We start from the raw sequence: 15,621 nt of genomic DNA on the forward strand, positions 1-15,621 counted from the left end.
CAAGGCAGCGCGCCGGTTGGGCAGTATGGATCTGTTGCGCCAGGCTATCCGCATGACGGCGCGCGACTGGCGCGCCGGCGAACTGACGATGCTGCTGCTGGCGCTGGTGCTGGCCGTCGCGGCGCTGTCGAGTGTCGGCTTTCTGGCTGACCGTCTGCATCAGGGACTCGAGCGCGATGCACGGCGCATGATCGCCGCTGATTTCATCGTCCGCGCCGATCATCCGGTCGATCCGCAGTTCGCGCAGCAAGCCGGCGCGCTCGGTCTGAACACCGCGAGCACGGCGATCTTTCCCAGCATGATCAACTCGACCGGCGCGCAGCCGGTCTCGCGGCTGGCCGCTATCAAGGCGGTGTCGCCGGGTTATCCGCTGCGCGGCGCGTTGCGGATTGCTCCAGCGCCGGGCGCAGCGGACCATCCCACCCAATCGATTCCGGCACCTGGCACGGTATGGGTCGATCAGGCATTGCTCGACGCGCTGAAGCTGCATGTCGGCGATGCGGTGAAGGTCGGGTCCCGCAGCTTCACGATCGGCGCGATGATTACCCGCGAACTCGATCGTGGCTTCTCGTTCGTCAATTTTTCGCCGCGTTTGATGCTGCGTGCCGACGATGTCCAGTCGACCGGCCTCATCACCTTCGGCAGTCGCGTGACTTACCGCTTGCTGGTGGCGGGTTCGGATGCGTCGGTGGCGCGCTTCGCGCAATTCGCACACGACAAGGTGGACGGCGGCAAGATGCGCGGCGTTGCGCTTGAGTCGTTGCAGGACGGTCAGCCGCAGGTGCGTCAGACGCTCGACCGCGCGAGCCACTTCCTCACGCTGGTCTCGCTGCTCACCGCGTTGCTCGCGGCGGTGGCGATCGCCATGGCCGCGCACCGGTATATGCGCCGGCATCTGGACGGCTGCGCGGCGATGCGTTGTCTTGGCGTCAGTCAAGCCACACTGCGCACGCTGTTCACGCTTGAATTCGTGGGGCTGGGTTTGATCGGTGGCGCGCTCGGCGTGGCGCTCGGTTACCTGGGGCATATGGCGTTGCTGACGTGGCTCGGCAGTCTGATCGACGTCGTGCTGCCGTATCCAACCGCATGGCCAGCGCTCGAAGGTATCGCAGCCGGTCTCGTGTTGTTGCTCGGGTTCGCGTTGCCGCCGCTGTTGCCGTTGACGCGCGTGCCGCCGGTGCGCGTGCTGCGCCGCGAATGGGGCGAAGCGGGGCGCACTGCCTGGGCCGCTTACGCGCTTGGCATTGTGCTGTTCGCCGCGCTCCTGATCGTCGCGGCGGGCGAGTTGAAGCTCGGCGGCATTGTAGCGGGCGGCTTCGCCGGCGGACTGCTGGTGTTCGCGTGCATCGCTCGGCTGGCGTTGTGGGGTGCGTCGCGTGTCGTGCGCAGCGAGCGCGTGAATGCCGGAATCGGCTGGCGTTACGCGCTGGCGTCGCTGGAGCGGCGCAGCGGCGCCAGCGCGTTGCAGATCACCGCGCTCGGCATCGGTCTGATGTGCCTGTTGCTGATCGCGATGACGCACAACGACCTTGTGGCCGGCTGGCGCAAATCGACGCCGCCTGATGCGCCGAACGAATTCGTCATCGACATCCAGCCCGACCAGCGCGAAGCCGTCACGCAATATCTGGGCACGCACGGCGTGCCCGGCACAGTGCTCGCGCCGATGGTGCGCGGCCGGCTGCTTGCGATCAACGGCAAGCCTGTCAATCCGGATTCATTCAAGGGCGACGACGCAAAGCGTCTCGTCGACCGCGAATTCAATCTGTCGTACACGACCGAGCTGCCCGACGACAACCGCCTCTCAGCCGGCACGTGGTATGGCGACACGAAGACACCGCAGATTTCGATCGAGCAGGGGCTCGCGAAGCTGATCAACGTGAAGCCCGGCGATACCCTGCGCTTCGACGTGACGGGTCTGCAGATCGATGCGCCGGTGACGAGCGTGCGCAAGCTCGACTGGGGCTCGTTCAAGGTCAACTTTTTCGTGCTGATGCCACCGGCGGCCTTGCAGGATTTTCCGGCGACGTTCATCACGAGCTTCCATTTACCGCCCGACAAGCAATCGACCATCGACGGGCTGATCGCCGCCTACCCGAACCTCACGGCAATCGACACCGGTCCGATTCTGGCGCAGGTGCAGCGCGTCCTGCAGCAGGTGATCGGCGCGGTGCAGTTCCTGTTCACGTTCACGCTCGCAGCCGGCGTGCTGGTGCTCTACGCAGCGCTTGCCGGCACCCGCGATGAGCGTATGCGAGAATCCGCGCTGCTGCGCGCGCTGGGGGCCTCGCATCGCCAGGTGCGTGCGGTGCAGGTCGCCGAGTTCGTGGCGGTTGGCGCGCTGGCGGGGTTGATGGCGGCGCTCGGTGCGCAGGTGATCGGCTGGCAACTGGCGACGCGTGTGTTCGAGTTTTATCTGGCGTTCGATCCGTGGTTGTTGCCGGCGGGTATCGCAGCCGGCATCGCCTGCGCGGGCGTGGGTGGCTGGCTCAGCTTGCGGCACGTGCTGGCGCGGCCGGCCTTGCAATCGCTGCGAGATGCGTAATTTTTCTTTCCTGTTTTTGTGATTGGGTATGAGCGATCTTAACGACGAAGTGTCCGCGGCACAGCCGACGGCCTTCGAACTGGTGGGCGGTGAAGCGCGCGTGCGCGAACTGGTCGACCGGTTTTATGACTTGATGGATCTCGAAGCGGAATTCGCCGGGATTCGCGCTTTGCATCCCGAGTCACTTGATGGCTCGCGCGACAAGTTCTTCTGGTTCCTGTGCGGATGGATGGGCGGTCCCGATCATTACATCAGCCGCTTCGGTCATCCGCGGTTGCGGGCCCGACATATGCCGTTTCCGATCGCGTCCAGCGAGCGGGATCAGTGGCTTCGCTGCATGGCGTGGGCGATGGAAGACGTTGGGCTTTCCGAGGCGTTGAGGGAGCGCTTGCTGGCGTCGTTCTTCGAGACTGCGGACTGGATGCGCAATCGCAATGGTTGAGCGGGTAGCGGAGCCGGAAGCAGCAGAGGCGCGCGCGGTCCTGGATTGCTGGTTCGGCGCCCCGCATTCGCCCACCTTCGGTGAGGCGCGCAAGCTCTGGTTCTCCCGCGACGCCGCCTTCGATGCGCTGCTGCTGGAACGTTTCGGGGCACTTATCGATGCTGCGCGCACAGGGTCACTCGATAGCTGGACAGAGACTCCGCTCGGCGCGTTGGCGCTCGTCATCGTGCTGGATCAGTTTTCCCGCAATTGCCACCGCAATACGCCGCGCGCTTTCGCTGGCGATCATCAGGCGTTGCGCATCGCGCAACAGATAATTGCCAGCGGCGCCGATCTCTTGTTGCCGACCGCGCATCACCGCGCGTTCGCGTATCTACCGTTCGAGCACGACGAAACGCTTGCCAGCCAGCACGAATCGTTGCGCCTGTTCAAACAGTTGAAGGCGGAACCGGGCGGTGCGTCCTACTATTCCTCCGCGGTCAGGCACGCCAGAATCATCGAGCGTTTCGGACGCTTTCCCCATCGCAATGCGCTGCTTGGGCGCCAGTCGACGGATGAAGAAACGGCTTTCCTGAAAGAACCCGGCTCGTCGTTCTAGGCGTAACGGCAACGTGCAGGCGCAGGCAGGTGCAATCTGCACGCCACGTGCTACTCGCCGCGCGCGGGCGTTGCCGGCGTCCGCACGAATACCCGCAACAGCTCGTCGGTGTCGCCTGGGCGCGCACCCGACCAGAACAGCCGCCAATCGCCTGCCGGAGCGCGCGCATTGTCACGGCGGCTCTGTTCGATTAGCCACGTGCACTCGGTCGCCGCGGTGTTCGCGGTCGGCTGATGCTCGATGCCGGTGTAGTAGTACAACATCGGCGCTTCGGATTCGCCGAGCCCCTTGCTGGCCATGCAATCCCCATCGTTCCATTCGATATTCATCCTGGCGCCGAGGTTTTCGAACACGGAGCGGTAGCTCTTCGCGTAGTCGAGCCACGGCAGCAGCAGCGTGCTCACCAATCCCCACGCGAGAATCGCGCCCGCACACCAGCTCAGCACACCGCGCCATTTGCCGGTGTATTTGAAGAGTGGCAGGAGCCACAGCCAGCCGAGTGTCATCAGCAGCGCGGCCGCGATCAGCCCTGGCTTGACCGGCAGCACCCAGTCGAGCGGCAACCAGCGGCCGAGCCGGTGCAGCGACGCATGCGTGTTGGCCGGATCGCTCATGATCGACCAGATGATCCACGCGAGCGCGGCCGTGCTGCCGAACAGCACGCGGCTTGCCATGTCCCAGCCTGCGTGAAGACGCCGCGGCAGCTTTTCGATACCTTGCATCGCCACCAGGGCGAGCGGCGCGATGAACGGCAGGATGTACAGTTCGCGCACCGTTGCCGAGCTTTGCAGTACGGCGAAACCGGTGCCCGCGAAAATCACCGGGAGAGCGACACGCGGATCGCGCCAGCGGCGCCATCCGCCGCCGGCGAGCGCGGCCAATGCAAGCGGTACGACCGGAAAGCCGACGCTCAGCACGGTGCGCAGCACGAACAGACGGCTTTCGTTTTCAGAGCCGAGCTCCGCCACCGAAAAGCCGAAGAAGCGGCCGATGTTGTTGTCCCACAGCCAGACCTTGAAGAGCGCTTCGGAGCGCAGATAGAAACAGATCGGCCAGATCAGCGCGAAGGGCGCGCAGATCAGCGCGGCGATACCGAGCGCTCCTGCAAAGCTGCGGGTGCGGCAGGCGGGATACAGCACCAGCACTGCGACGGTGGTGGCGCCAAACACGAGCGGCACGAACAGGCCCTTGGCCAGCAACGACAGGCCCACGCCCGCACCGAACATCGCCGCGCCGCTCAGAATCGCGTGACGCCGGCGGCGTGCATCGCCCCTTAGCAGGCGCGCGTCGTCGCGCAGATGCACGAGGACGAGTTCGAATAGTCCGCAAAAGCCGATCGCGGCGCCGGCCATCAGCGCGACGTCGGTCATCATGTCGTGCACGTGCTTGATGATGACGAGCGTGCTCGCGAACAAGGCCAGCGTGCCGATCACACGGATATCGAGCCAGCTCGAGGCGGCCACCGCGCGGCGGGCGACGCGTGCGGTGTAGTAGACGGTCAGTCCGGCGAAGAGCGCGCTCGCGAGGCGTGCGGCGTCATGCAAAGGCAGGTAGCGGCCGAACATCCACGCGAGGCCGGCGGCGACCCAGTCGTAGATCGGCGGCTTTTCGACGAAGGGCTGGCCGGCGTTGGTCGGCACGACCAGATCGCCGGTGTCGAGCATGTGCTGGATGATCCCGAACGTGTAGGTCTCGTCCTGCTTCCATGGCTCATGGCCCAAGGTGCCAGGCAGGAGCCACGCGCACAGGATCGCCAGCGCGGCCAGCCACATCAACGGACGGGCCGCCGTGAGCGCGCGCAAGCGCCGGGCGCCGCGCGAAGCGGGACCCGGAGCGATGGGTTCCGTGGGGCCGGCAGGGCCGGCGGGCCTTGCGGGCGCTGCGGCTTCGGCCGCCGCAGTATGGTCGGATGGCCAGGCGGCGCCGGATTCGGCAACGTGTGCCGAGCCGGGATGCGTGTCCGGTGCGCCGTCGGCGGGGCCGGCCGGCGCTGGCGTCGCAATCGCGACCTTCCCCGCGCGCCAGGGCGCGGATGGCTTTTCGTACATTGGAATCTCTGATCGCCGTACGCGGCGACGTGGGCCGCGGACTTATGCTTTGGCTATGCGTTCGCATGCGGTTGCATGCGAACGCTGCGATTGTAGTCCGAGTTTATTACGGCCGATTACAGAAAAAGCACGGAATATCGCGGTCAGCCGAACAGATTGCGCCGATTCCTCGTCAAATTGACGGGAATCGGGGTCGGGAAAGGAGAAGGCGGCCGTGCGAAGCTGCCGGCCGCGGGAACAGAAGAGCGGTATTCAGCGTCCGCCGGCGACGTCGAGCAGTGCGCCCGTCACGTACGAGGCGGCATCGCTCAGCAACCAGACGATCGACTCGGCGACTTCGTCGGCGCTGCCGGGGCGGCCCAACGGCGTGGTCGCGCCGAGCTGGGCGGCGCGCTCGGGCTTGCCGCCGCTGGCGTGGATTTCGGTATCGATCAGGCCGGGGCGCACCGCGTTCACGCGCACGCCCTGCGGGCCGAGTTCCTTGGCGAGGCCGATCGTCATGGTGTCGACGGCGCCCTTCGAGCCGGCATAGTCGACGTATTCGTTCGGCGAACCCAAACGCGAGGCCGCCGACGAGATGTTCACGATCACACCACCCGCGCCGCCACGAGTTGTCGACATCCGGCGCGCGGCTTCGCGTGCGCACAGATACGCGCCGAGCACATTGACGTCGAACATGCGTTTCAGGCGCGCGAGGTCCATATCCGCGAGCTGGCTCGAAGGCGCAACGATCCCGGCATTGTTGACGAGCGCATCGAGCCGGCCGAACTTTTGCAGGAGCGCGTCGAACATCGCGATCACGTCGGCTTCACTGGCGACGTCGCCGGCAATCGGCAACGCCTGGCCGCCGGCGCGTTCCACTTCAGCAGCGGTGTCCTGCGCGGCCGCGAGATTCCGCGCGTAATTCACGCCGACCGACCAGCCGCGCGCGCCCAGCAAACGCGCGGTCGCACGGCCAATGCCGCGGCTGCCACCGGTGATCAGAACGGCTTTCGTCATTGCAACCTCATCGTTCGGGCGGGGGCCGCGGGAGCGTGCGGCGGGTGTTCGTTCAGGCAGTTGAAGAAGCGCGCCTGGCGGCGATCAATCGGTGATCAAACGGCGTCGCGTTTGACGGCCCATTTGTCGCTGGCAGGCGGTTTATAGCGTTGCAGCTTGTCGATCAGCGCGACCGGATCGGCATCCCTTTGCAGGATGTCGAAATAGGTCTGCCGCATGAAACCTTCGTCTACCGTGTGCTTGAGGAGTGCGATCAGCGGATCGTAGAAACCGTCGATATTCAGCAGTGCCACCGGCTTCTGGTGATAGCCGAGCTGCGCCCACGTATAGACCTCGAACAGCTCTTCGAGCGTGCCCGCGCCGCCAGGCATCGCGACGAATGCGTCGGACAGGTCGGCCATCATCTTCTTGCGATGATGCATGTCAGGCACCACATGCAGCTCGGTCAGCCCGTTATGGCCGACTTCCTTGTTGACCAGCAACTCCGGAATCACGCCGATTGCGCGGCCGCCTTCGGCCATCACGGTATCGGCGATCACGCCCATCAGGCCGACCTTGCCGCCGCCATAGACCAGCGCGAGATCGGCCTGCACCAGTGCGCGGCCGAAAGCACGCGCGGCTTTGGCGTACAACGGTCTGGCTCCGTCGGAGGAGCCGCAATACACACACACCGACTTCATACTCAAACGTCCTTCGGTTCGTTGCGGGGCGCGGCGCCTTCTTTCGGCGGCAGGTAGTCATAGAACTCGCGCTTGGGCAGCTTGCCCGAGACGAGGTCGTCGAAAATCTGCCGCGAGCGGCCGCGCAGATAAGGCGCCATGAGCGAGACGATCTGCACGCTCACCTGATGCAGTTCCGCGCGAATCGTTTCCTGCTCGTTGTACTTGCGCGGATTCATCACGAACTGATACGACAGCCAGTACGTGCCGATTACGCCGACGTTGGTGGCGATCACGTGCAGTTCTTCGGGCGTGGCGACCATTTCGCCGTCGGCCACGAGTTGCTCGCAGAACTGGCTTGCAAAGCGCACCTTGTGGCTGATGATCTGCTTGAAGTGCGTCTCGAGCGTGCGGTTGCGCGCCAGCAGATCGTTCAGGTCGCGATACAGGAAACGATAGCGCCAGGTGAAATCGACCATGTACTGCAGGTACGACCACATCTCGTCGATCGTCGCGCGGTGGTCGTCGGGAAAGCGCAGACGCTTTTCGATCTCCTGCTCGAACTGGCTGAAAATGCTGTTGATGATGTCGTCTTTGTTGCGGAAGTGGTAGTACAGGTTGCCTGGACTGATTTCCATTTCCTCGGCGATCGTCGTCGTCGTGACGTTCGGCTCGCCGATCTCGTTGAACAGCTTCAACGATAGTTCGAGTATCCGTTCGCGGGTGCGGCGGGGAGGTTTGGCTTCCATGTCGTCCGGCCCTGGTTACGCCGGGCTGGGCGCGTGGCGGCTTGCCGCTCTAGCGTGATCCACCCGGACGTGGTTGGTATTTTGATTGAGCGCCTCAGCGGTTTCCCGTAAGACTGTCGGACGATTATAAACCGACCGTTCTTATACCAAACGGATACTCAGGGTTTTCATTCTTTGGGACGCCGGGAAAGGGCGTCAGGCGGTGCTTCGGGGTGAATTCCATAGCCGCGCTCAGAACCACGCTTTGACCCAATGCACGAGGAGCGGCCCGACGATCAGTCCCCACGTCATCACGCACATGCCGAGCGCGACCATGACCGCAGCGCTGCCGAGGTCCTTGGCACGGCGCGACAACTCGTGGCGCTCAAGCGAAATCCGGTCGATGGCCGCCTCGACGCTCGAATTCAGCAATTCGACGATCAGCACCAGCAGTACCGAGCCGAGCAGCAACACGCGCGACACGGGATCGACGGGCACCAGCACGCCGCACGGAATCAGAATTGCGGCGAGCGTGAGCTCCTGGCGAAACGCGCTTTCCTCGCGGATCGCCACGCGAAACCCGGCCAGCGAATTTTTCATCGCGTGCCACGCGCGGGTCACGCCGCGATTGCCCTTGTACGGATTGAAGGGGAGCGGCGCGAATGGATCGTCGGGGCTGAGCGGTTCGTTGTGCGGCTCGCTCTCGGGGTTCGAGAGACCCCCAAGGCTTGCACCGTTCATGCCGTGAAAACCATTCGCGTGATCGACATGATTCGGCATGCCGTGCTCGCTCACATCGTCGAACGGTTCGATGCCGGCGGCTTCGGTGTCGACAGCGCGCAGCGCGCCTTTCGACGCGCGTGCGGCGGTGGAGTTTCGGGTTCGCATAAACGGCTCGGCGCGTCGCTTCACGCGGCGGCGCTTTCCTCGCTATACGACGTGCGCGGCAGCGGCTTCAGGTGCGCCGCGAACTGCTCGGACGCGGCTGCCCACGAGAAGCGTTCGGCCCACGCGCGCGCATGGCTGCGCTCGATCTTCAGCGCTTCGAGGCAAGCCTCGCGCAAGTCCTCATGCATGGCGCCCGCGCCGCCGTCGCCGAGCACGTCGATCGGGCCGGTCACCGGATACGCCGCGACCGGCGTGCCGCAGGCCAGCGCTTCGAGCAGCACGAGTCCGAAGGTATCGGTGCGGCTCGGGAACACGAATACGTCGGCGGCCGCGTAGACCTTGGCCAGTTCGGCTTGCGTCAGCACGCCCAGGTAATTCGCTTGCGGATAGCGCGATTTCAGTTCGGCGAGCGCCGGGCCTTCGCCGGCCACCCACTTCGAGCCGGGCAGATCGAGCTTGAGAAACGCCTCGACGTTCTTCTCGACGGCTACACGTCCCACGTACAGAAAGATCGGCCGCGCGGTGTTGAGAACCTTCGAGTCCATCTGGTGAAAGATGTCGAGGTCGACGCCGCGAGTCCACAACACCACGTTGGTGAAGCCGAATTTTTCGAGGTCAGCCTTGACCACGGGCGTGGGCGCCATCACCGCCAGAGACGGCTTGTGGAACCAGTGCAGAAACTTGTAGGTGGCCGCGATCGGAATGCCGAAACGCGCCTGCACGTATTCGGGAAAGCGCGTGTGATAAGCGGTCGTGAACGGCAGCTTGTGCTTGATCGCATAGGAGCGTGCGGCCATGCCGAGTGGGCCTTCGGTGGCGATGTGCAGCGCGTCGGGCGCGAATTCGTCAATGCGTTGATGGAGCTTGCGACGCGGCAGCAGCGACAGGCGAATCTCCGGATAGGTCGGGCACGGAATCGTCTTGAATTCGAGCGGCGTCAGCAGATCGACCTGGTGGCCGAGCGTGGTGAGTTCGCGCGTGGTGTTCTTCAGCGTGCGCACGACGCCATTGACCTGCGGTTCCCATGCATCGGTGACGATCATGATCTTCATCGGTTTCGGCCCAATAGAAGTGGAGAGGGACTACGCGGTCGCCCGGGCCTTTTGCACGCCGACTTCCGGTGCGCGCATCACGGTCCAGTAGATCACCTTGAGTTCGCCTTCATACGTCTCGACGAGTGCCGACAGGCTTTCGACCCAATCGCCGTCGTTGCAATACAGCACGCCGTCGATGTCGCGGATTTCGGCTTTGTGGATGTGCCCGCAGACCACGCCGTCGCAACCGCGGCGGCGTGCTTCGTCGGTCATCACGCGCTCGAAGGACGAAATGAAATTCACTGCGTTCTTCACCTGATGCTTCAGGTATTGCGACAGCGACCAGTACGGAAAGCCGAGTCGGCTGCGGATCCGGTTGAACCAGCGGTTCAGGATCAGGATCATCGTGTAGAGCGTGTCGCCGAGATAGGCGAGCCACTTCGCGTGCTGGATCACGCCGTCGAACAGATCGCCGTGCACGATCCACAGGCGCTTGCCGGCGAGCGTCGTGTGGAAGGCTTCGCCGCGCACGTGGATGTCGCCGAAAGCGAGGTCGCAGAACTGTCGCGCGGCTTCGTCATGATTGCCCGGCACGTAGATGACCTGGGTGCCTTTGCGTGCTTTGCGCAGCACCTTCTGCACGACGTCGTTGTGCGCCTGCGGCCAGTACCAGCCTTTTTTCAACTGCCAGCCGTCGATGATGTCGCCCACGAGGTACAGGTATTCCGACTCGTTGTGACGCAGGAAGTCGAGGAGATACGGCGCCTGACAACCGCTTGAGCCGAGGTGGATGTCGGACAGCCAGATGGTGCGATAGCGGTGTGGTTCAGCGTGGTCGTCGTCGTGATGGCCGGCTTGTGCGTCGAGCGGCAGCGACGGCACAGGCAACGGCAAGCCGTGGCTAGGGTTGGGTTCCGGGCGGAACGCGACAGGGTCGACGCTCGGGCCGGTCTGGCGGAACAGGGAAGTCGCGGACGTTTTGGGGTCCATGGCTCACGCGTCGAGTTGCGGTGCCCGTATTGCGCCAGTCGCGCGTGACCGTGCCGTGACAGTCACGAGAAGTTCTTATTACTGTGTCGGGAGAAGGGGGTGCAGACCAGGGCTGCGGCGAGCGGCAACCGCAGTCAAGCGAACGCGAACCGCGGACGCGGCGGGGTGAATTGCGAGGCGGCCAGTTTGCTCAGTGTGCGACGCTAATGACGCGGGTACCGGCGAGGCGGTCGTGCAGGAATTGACGCTGCGAATCGAAGCGGCCGATGGCGGCCCACAGTACGAACCAGATCGCGGCGATCACCAGCGTCTGCGGCACGGCGAGGCCCAGCAACGGATGCAGCGCGAGCGGCGGCAAAAACCACAGCCACGCCAGTACGTAACGAACGATCGCCCGGCCCGTGGACAGCGGCGCGCCGTTAGCGGCGACGACGCGCAGGCGCCAGGTCTTCATCGGCAGCGTCTGGCCGCTATGGGTCCAGAACCAGACGAAATACAGACCAACCACGAGGCCGATCCACACTGCGAGCAGGTTGTGATGGGTGAGACCGTTGCGCTGCTGAGTCAACGTGCTGAACAGATAGCCGGCGATGAACACGACGCCGAACAGGATCACGGCTTCGTAGAGCAGCGCGGCGAGGCGCCGGCGAACGGTAGGCGCGGTGCCGGATGATTTGGCGGGCAGTGTCGAGGTGGCGAGCGGTTGGGACACAGTGGGGCGCGGATCAGGAGCCGTTGAAGATCGACGGCGCCTCGGCCGGCGAAACCGGCACCGGCGTGGCGGGCACGAAGCTGCCCGCAGCCGGAATCGCCGGCGTAACGGCCGGGCTCGGCAATGCAGCGGCAGCCGCGGCACTCGCCGCTGCGGCGCCGCTCGCGCCATGCTCGCGGGCATTGACCAGACGGTCCAGGCCCTTGATCTCGGACTTGCCGGACGGCGGCGCGCTTACGACGCTCGGTCGCCGCTTACGCTCGCTCGCGGCGAGTCGCTCCTTCTGCTCTTCCGGCAATTGCTGATAAGTCTTCCATGCGTTCTGGCGGGTTTCGCGCGGCAACTCCTTCGACACCTGGTAGTTCTCGCGTGCAACGCGCCGCTGATCGGGTGTCATGCGCACCCATTCAGTCATTCGGTCATGCAGGCGTTTTTGTGCATCAGGCGATAACTTCGGATAACGCGCCGCGATCTTGATCCATTTTCGCTTGCGTTCGTCACTGAAGGAATCCCAGACGCCGGCGAACGGCGCGAGCGCAAGGTGTTCGGCCGAGTTCAGGCGCGACCACGCCATCGGGCTATTGTTGCCGGACAGGCCGGGCAGTTCGACGGCGAGCGTAGGCGCGGGTGTCTTGGCGGTTGCGTTGCCGCCTGCGGCAGGCGCATTGGCGGTCGACGGGCTCGGATAAAAGCGCGGATACGTCGCGGCAAACGACACCAGGGCCGCGATCGCGCATCCGAAAACAACGGCCAAGCCGCGCTTGTAACTCACCCGAAGAATCTCCCGCTCAGTGGGCGCGTGATAGGTACGCGTTGAAACCGTGATCGAGATAGGCATTGAGCGGCAAGTCGTCGCTAAGCATGGCTGCATCGATATCGGCGAGTTCGGCGGTGCGTTGCTGGTCTTCCCAGTAGGCGATGCCCACGAGGCTGACGACCAGCGCGACGAGCGGCCAGGCGAGCGCAAAGCGGCGCAGCGGCGAGCGGCGGCGCTGTGGCATCTCGACCTGCGGCATACCTGAGGGCATGCCGGCGCCGGCGAAGGCGGGTACGAACACCGGCGCGCTCACGGTCTCGGGCTTCTTGCGAGCGAGCGCGGCACGGCGCGCCACGGCGAGCCGGTCGACGGTGGCGGACGGGATACTGGCGGCGGTTTCGTCGAGCGCGCGGCGCACCTGGCGGGCGAACTCGAGTTCTTTGGTTTCTAGGGAGCTCATAGCGTGATTCCTTTAGCCTTGAGCGCTTGCGCCAGCGTGTGGGTGGCCCGCGAGCAGTGTGTTTTCACACTGCCTTCGGAGCAGCCCATCGCGGCGGCAGTCTCGGCGACATCCATATCTTCCCAATAACGCATGAGAAACGCCTCCCGTTGACGTGCCGGTAACTTTTGGATCTCGTCGTCGATTAACTGTAAGACCTGTTCGCGTTCGAGTTTCTGTTCGTTGCTTTCTGAGCCCGCTGAACCTTGCTGCGCCTCGAATGTTTCGAGTGGGTCGAATTCGTCGTCGTCGGCGTTGCCGAGCGAGGAGAACAGACTAACCCAAGTATTGCGCACTTTGGCACGACGGAAATAGTCGTGCATCGCATTCTGGAGAATACGCTGAAACAGGAGCGGAAGTTCGGCGGCCGGACGGTCGCCGTATTTTTCGGCGAGCTTGATCATCGCGTCCTGCACGATATCGAGCGAGGCGTCGTCGTCCCGCACGGCGTAGACCGTCTGCTTGAATGCGCGCCTTTCGACGCCCGCCAGAAAATCGGCGAGTTCCTTGTCTGATGCCATCCGTTTGGGGGTCGGCGCAGCGTGCGTGCGCGTAATCGGTCGAAAAATGTCGTAAAACTCGCGGATGCTAACAAACTTTCGCCCCGCTGGGGCGAAACCCGTCCTACCTTGTACCTCAATAGCGGGCTTTTCGGTCGTTTTTGACCATTATTAAGATTCAGGGGCAGGCCGCCAGGGCAATATTTGCTTGACCGCGCGAACATCTGCAGATATCTTCGCTGGTTCGCAACATAAGTGACTTGTCTCAATTGAGGTGTGGCCCAAGAAGCTCACCTGTCAACTGGACGCGCCGCTTGAACCCGAGCCACAAGCCCGGCAGAGAGCACCCGATCAATTTTTTGCCGAAAATTCGAAAGGTGAATAAATGAATATGCCCAGCGCGGAATTCTCCACGTCGGATACGACCCCCCATCCTGAAGCTGACTCTATCGGCGCCACCGTGCTCATGCGCGCTTTGGCCGACGAAGACGTCGAGTTTGTGTGGGGCTATCCCGGCGGCTCGGTACTCTACATTTACGACGAGCTGTACAAGCAGGACAAATTCCAGCACATCCTCGTGCGCCACGAACAAGCCGCAGTCCACGCCGCCGACGCCTATGCGCGTTCCACCGGCAAAGTGGGTGTGTGCCTCGTGACCTCCGGCCCCGGCGTCACCAATGCGGTGACCGGCATCGCCACGGCCTACATGGATTCGATCCCGATGGTGATCATCAGCGGCCAGGTGCCGACTGCTGCGATCGGTCAGGATGCGTTCCAGGAGTGCGATACGGTCGGCATCACGCGTCCCTGCGTGAAGCACAACTTCCTCGTGAAGGACGTGCGCGACCTCGCCGCTACCGTCAAGAAAGCTTTCTATATCGCCCGTACCGGCCGTCCCGGCCCGGTGCTGATCGACATTCCGAAAGACGTGTCGAAGATGCCGTGCCAGTACGAACCGCTCAAGACCGTTTCGCTGCGCTCGTACAACCCGGTCACGAAAGGTCACTCCGGCCAGATTCGCAAGGCTGTGGCCTTGTTGCTGTCGGCCAGGCGTCCGTATATCTACACCGGCGGCGGCATCATCCTCGCGGATGCATCGCGTGAGCTGAACCAGTTCGCCGATCTGCTCGGCTATCCCGTAACCAATACGTTGATGGGTCTGGGCGGCTACCGCGCGAGCGACAAGAAATTCCTCGGCATGCTCGGCATGCACGGCACGTACGAAGCCAACATGGCGATGCAGCACTGCGACGTGCTGATCGCGATCGGCGCACGCTTCGACGACCGTGTGATCGGCGATCCGGCGCACTTCGCATCGCGCCCGCGCAAGATCATCCATATCGACATCGATCCTTCTTCCATCTCCAAGCGCGTCAAGGTCGACATTCCGATCGTCGGCGACGTGAAGGAAGTGCTGAAGGAGCTGATCGAGCAGTTGCAAACGGCCGAGCATGGCCCGGACACCGCGGCGCTCGCCGACTGGTGGAAGGACATCGAAGCCTGGCGCGCCAAAGACTGCCTGAAGTTCGACCGCAAGAGCGACATCATCAAGCCGCAGTACGTGGTGGAAAAGGCGTGGGAACTGACCGACGGCAATGCCTTCGTGTGTTCCGACGTCGGCCAGCACCAGATGTGGGCCGCGCAGTTCTATCGCTTCAACAAGCCGCGCCGCTGGATCAATTCCGGTGGCCTCGGCACGATGGGCTTCGGCCTGCCGGCGGCGATGGGCGTGAAGATGGCGCACCCGGACGACGACGTGCTCTGTATCACGGGCGAAGGCTCGATCCAGATGTGTATCCAGGAACTCTCGACCTGCAAGCAGTACGAGACGCCCATCAAGATCATTTCGCTGAACAACCGCTATCTGGGCATGGTGCGCCAGTGGCAGCAGATCGAATACAGCAAGCGCTATTCGCATTCGTACATGGATGCGCTGCCGGATTTCGTGAAGCTCGCCGAAGCGTACGGCCACGTCGGCATGCGTATCGAACGCACGGCCGATGTCGAACCGGCGCTGAAGGAAGCGCTGCGTCTGAAAGATCGCACGGTGTTTCTCGATTTCCAGACCGATCCGACCGAAAACGTCTGGCCGATGGTCCAGGCCGGCAAGGGCATCACTGAGATGCTCATGGGTTCGGAAGATCTATAACGACGGTTTTTAGCGTCGGCTTCGTCATGCGCGCCTCCACAAAGGGCGAAGGCGGACGAAGCGGCGCGAAACCGCT

The 15,621-nt window shown here is 63.7% G+C and carries 15 protein-coding genes; 4 read left to right on the top strand and 11 right to left on the bottom strand.

Going from position 1 to position 15,621, the window contains the following annotated elements:
* The first annotated feature begins 52 nt into the window (after positions 1 to 52).
* The 3 genes from M0D67_RS19395 to M0D67_RS19405 are packed head-to-tail and all read left to right on the top strand — an operon-like array spanning position 53 to position 3,582.
* The gene (locus tag M0D67_RS19395; protein ID WP_154562283.1) at positions 53 to 2,542 is read left to right on the top strand and encodes an ABC transporter permease; all 2,490 of its coding nucleotides are present in this window, start codon (positions 53 to 55) and stop codon (positions 2,540 to 2,542) included.
* 28 nt (positions 2,543 to 2,570) lie between these two features.
* The gene (locus M0D67_RS19400; protein WP_154562255.1) at positions 2,571 to 2,984 is read left to right on the top strand and encodes a group II truncated hemoglobin; all 414 of its coding nucleotides are present in this window, start codon (positions 2,571 to 2,573) and stop codon (positions 2,982 to 2,984) included.
* Positions 2,977 to 3,582 (top strand): DUF924 family protein, encoded by a 606-nt coding sequence (locus M0D67_RS19405; protein ID WP_266239412.1) that lies wholly within the window; start codon positions 2,977 to 2,979, stop codon positions 3,580 to 3,582. Before M0D67_RS19400 ends, M0D67_RS19405 begins: the two co-directional genes overlap by 8 nt.
* A 50-nt stretch (positions 3,583 to 3,632) precedes the next feature.
* On the opposite strand, the gene M0D67_RS19410 is transcribed toward M0D67_RS19405, so the two are convergent.
* From M0D67_RS19410 to M0D67_RS19460, 11 genes are all read right to left on the bottom strand, one after another.
* Positions 3,633 to 5,630, bottom strand: a complete 1,998-nt coding sequence (locus tag M0D67_RS19410) for a glycosyltransferase family 39 protein (protein ID WP_154562259.1) — start codon at positions 5,628 to 5,630, stop codon at positions 3,633 to 3,635.
* A gap of 252 nt (positions 5,631 to 5,882) precedes the next feature.
* Positions 5,883 to 6,629 (bottom strand): SDR family oxidoreductase, encoded by a 747-nt coding sequence (locus M0D67_RS19415; protein WP_154562261.1) that lies wholly within the window; start codon positions 6,627 to 6,629, stop codon positions 5,883 to 5,885.
* A 95-nt stretch (positions 6,630 to 6,724) separates the two neighbouring features.
* Complete coding sequence (locus tag M0D67_RS19420) at positions 6,725 to 7,309, bottom strand: TIGR00730 family Rossman fold protein (RefSeq protein ID WP_154562263.1); 585 nt, start codon at positions 7,307 to 7,309, stop codon at positions 6,725 to 6,727.
* Positions 7,310 to 7,311: 2 nt separating this feature from the next.
* Positions 7,312 to 8,037 carry a TetR/AcrR family transcriptional regulator gene (locus tag M0D67_RS19425; RefSeq protein WP_054034977.1) on the bottom strand — a complete coding sequence of 242 codons (726 nt, stop codon included), beginning with the start codon at positions 8,035 to 8,037 and terminating at the stop codon, positions 7,312 to 7,314.
* A 231-nt stretch (positions 8,038 to 8,268) separates the two neighbouring features.
* Positions 8,269 to 8,904, bottom strand: a complete 636-nt coding sequence (locus tag M0D67_RS19430) for a diacylglycerol kinase (RefSeq protein ID WP_154562265.1) — start codon at positions 8,902 to 8,904, stop codon at positions 8,269 to 8,271.
* A gap of 20 nt (positions 8,905 to 8,924) precedes the next feature.
* Entirely contained in the window at positions 8,925 to 9,956 is a 1,032-nt protein-coding gene (locus M0D67_RS19435; RefSeq protein WP_154562267.1) for a glycosyltransferase family 1 protein, read from the bottom strand.
* Between the two features lie 30 nt (positions 9,957 to 9,986).
* Entirely contained in the window at positions 9,987 to 10,928 is a 942-nt protein-coding gene (locus M0D67_RS19440) for a UDP-2,3-diacylglucosamine diphosphatase (protein ID WP_154562269.1), read from the bottom strand.
* 190 nt (positions 10,929 to 11,118) lie between these two features.
* Positions 11,119 to 11,640, bottom strand: a complete 522-nt coding sequence (locus M0D67_RS19445) for an RDD family protein (protein WP_168435776.1) — start codon at positions 11,638 to 11,640, stop codon at positions 11,119 to 11,121.
* Between the two features lie 13 nt (positions 11,641 to 11,653).
* Entirely contained in the window at positions 11,654 to 12,412 is a 759-nt protein-coding gene (locus M0D67_RS19450; protein ID WP_168435777.1) for a DUF3106 domain-containing protein, read from the bottom strand.
* A 16-nt stretch (positions 12,413 to 12,428) separates the two neighbouring features.
* The gene (locus tag M0D67_RS19455) at positions 12,429 to 12,857 is read right to left on the bottom strand and encodes a DUF3619 family protein (protein WP_171925028.1); all 429 of its coding nucleotides are present in this window, start codon (positions 12,855 to 12,857) and stop codon (positions 12,429 to 12,431) included.
* Positions 12,854 to 13,417: an RNA polymerase sigma factor gene (locus tag M0D67_RS19460; protein ID WP_054034971.1), complete on the bottom strand. Its 564-nt coding sequence runs from the start codon at positions 13,415 to 13,417 to the stop codon at positions 12,854 to 12,856. The genes M0D67_RS19455 and M0D67_RS19460 overlap by 4 nt, the downstream gene beginning before the upstream one ends.
* 364 nt (positions 13,418 to 13,781) lie before the next feature.
* Here M0D67_RS19460 and M0D67_RS19465 point away from each other — a divergent pair, with 364 nt between their 5' ends.
* Complete coding sequence (locus tag M0D67_RS19465; protein WP_154562275.1) at positions 13,782 to 15,545, top strand: acetolactate synthase 3 catalytic subunit; 1,764 nt, start codon at positions 13,782 to 13,784, stop codon at positions 15,543 to 15,545.
* The last annotated feature ends 76 nt before the right edge of the window (positions 15,546 to 15,621 follow it).

The organism is Paraburkholderia sp. SECH4 (genome assembly GCF_030511745.1).
GTDB classification, from domain to species: domain Bacteria; phylum Pseudomonadota; class Gammaproteobacteria; order Burkholderiales; family Burkholderiaceae; genus Paraburkholderia; species Paraburkholderia madseniana.

What these genes read in the sequence shown, in the direction of transcription:
- M0D67_RS19455 (WP_171925028.1), bottom strand. Translation starts at nt 12,857, where the DNA reads ATGAGCTCCCTAGAAACCAAAGAACTCGAGTTCGCCCGCCAGGTGCGC.
- M0D67_RS19395 (WP_154562283.1), top strand. Translation starts at nt 53, where the DNA reads ATGACGGCGCGCGACTGGCGCGCCGGCGAACTGACGATGCTGCTGCTG.
- M0D67_RS19465 (WP_154562275.1), top strand. Translation starts at nt 13,782, where the DNA reads ATGAATATGCCCAGCGCGGAATTCTCCACGTCGGATACGACCCCCCAT.
- M0D67_RS19460 (WP_054034971.1), bottom strand. Translation starts at nt 13,417, where the DNA reads ATGGCATCAGACAAGGAACTCGCCGATTTTCTGGCGGGCGTCGAAAGG.
- M0D67_RS19440 (WP_154562269.1), bottom strand. Translation starts at nt 10,928, where the DNA reads ATGGACCCCAAAACGTCCGCGACTTCCCTGTTCCGCCAGACCGGCCCG.
- M0D67_RS19420 (WP_154562263.1), bottom strand. Translation starts at nt 7,309, where the DNA reads ATGAAGTCGGTGTGTGTGTATTGCGGCTCCTCCGACGGAGCCAGACCG.
- M0D67_RS19405 (WP_266239412.1), top strand. Translation starts at nt 2,977, where the DNA reads ATGGTTGAGCGGGTAGCGGAGCCGGAAGCAGCAGAGGCGCGCGCGGTC.
- M0D67_RS19425 (WP_054034977.1), bottom strand. Translation starts at nt 8,037, where the DNA reads ATGGAAGCCAAACCTCCCCGCCGCACCCGCGAACGGATACTCGAACTA.
- M0D67_RS19430 (WP_154562265.1), bottom strand. Translation starts at nt 8,904, where the DNA reads ATGCGAACCCGAAACTCCACCGCCGCACGCGCGTCGAAAGGCGCGCTG.
- M0D67_RS19410 (WP_154562259.1), bottom strand. Translation starts at nt 5,630, where the DNA reads ATGTACGAAAAGCCATCCGCGCCCTGGCGCGCGGGGAAGGTCGCGATT.
- M0D67_RS19400 (WP_154562255.1), top strand. Translation starts at nt 2,571, where the DNA reads ATGAGCGATCTTAACGACGAAGTGTCCGCGGCACAGCCGACGGCCTTC.
- M0D67_RS19435 (WP_154562267.1), bottom strand. Translation starts at nt 9,956, where the DNA reads ATGAAGATCATGATCGTCACCGATGCATGGGAACCGCAGGTCAATGGC.
- M0D67_RS19415 (WP_154562261.1), bottom strand. Translation starts at nt 6,629, where the DNA reads ATGACGAAAGCCGTTCTGATCACCGGTGGCAGCCGCGGCATTGGCCGT.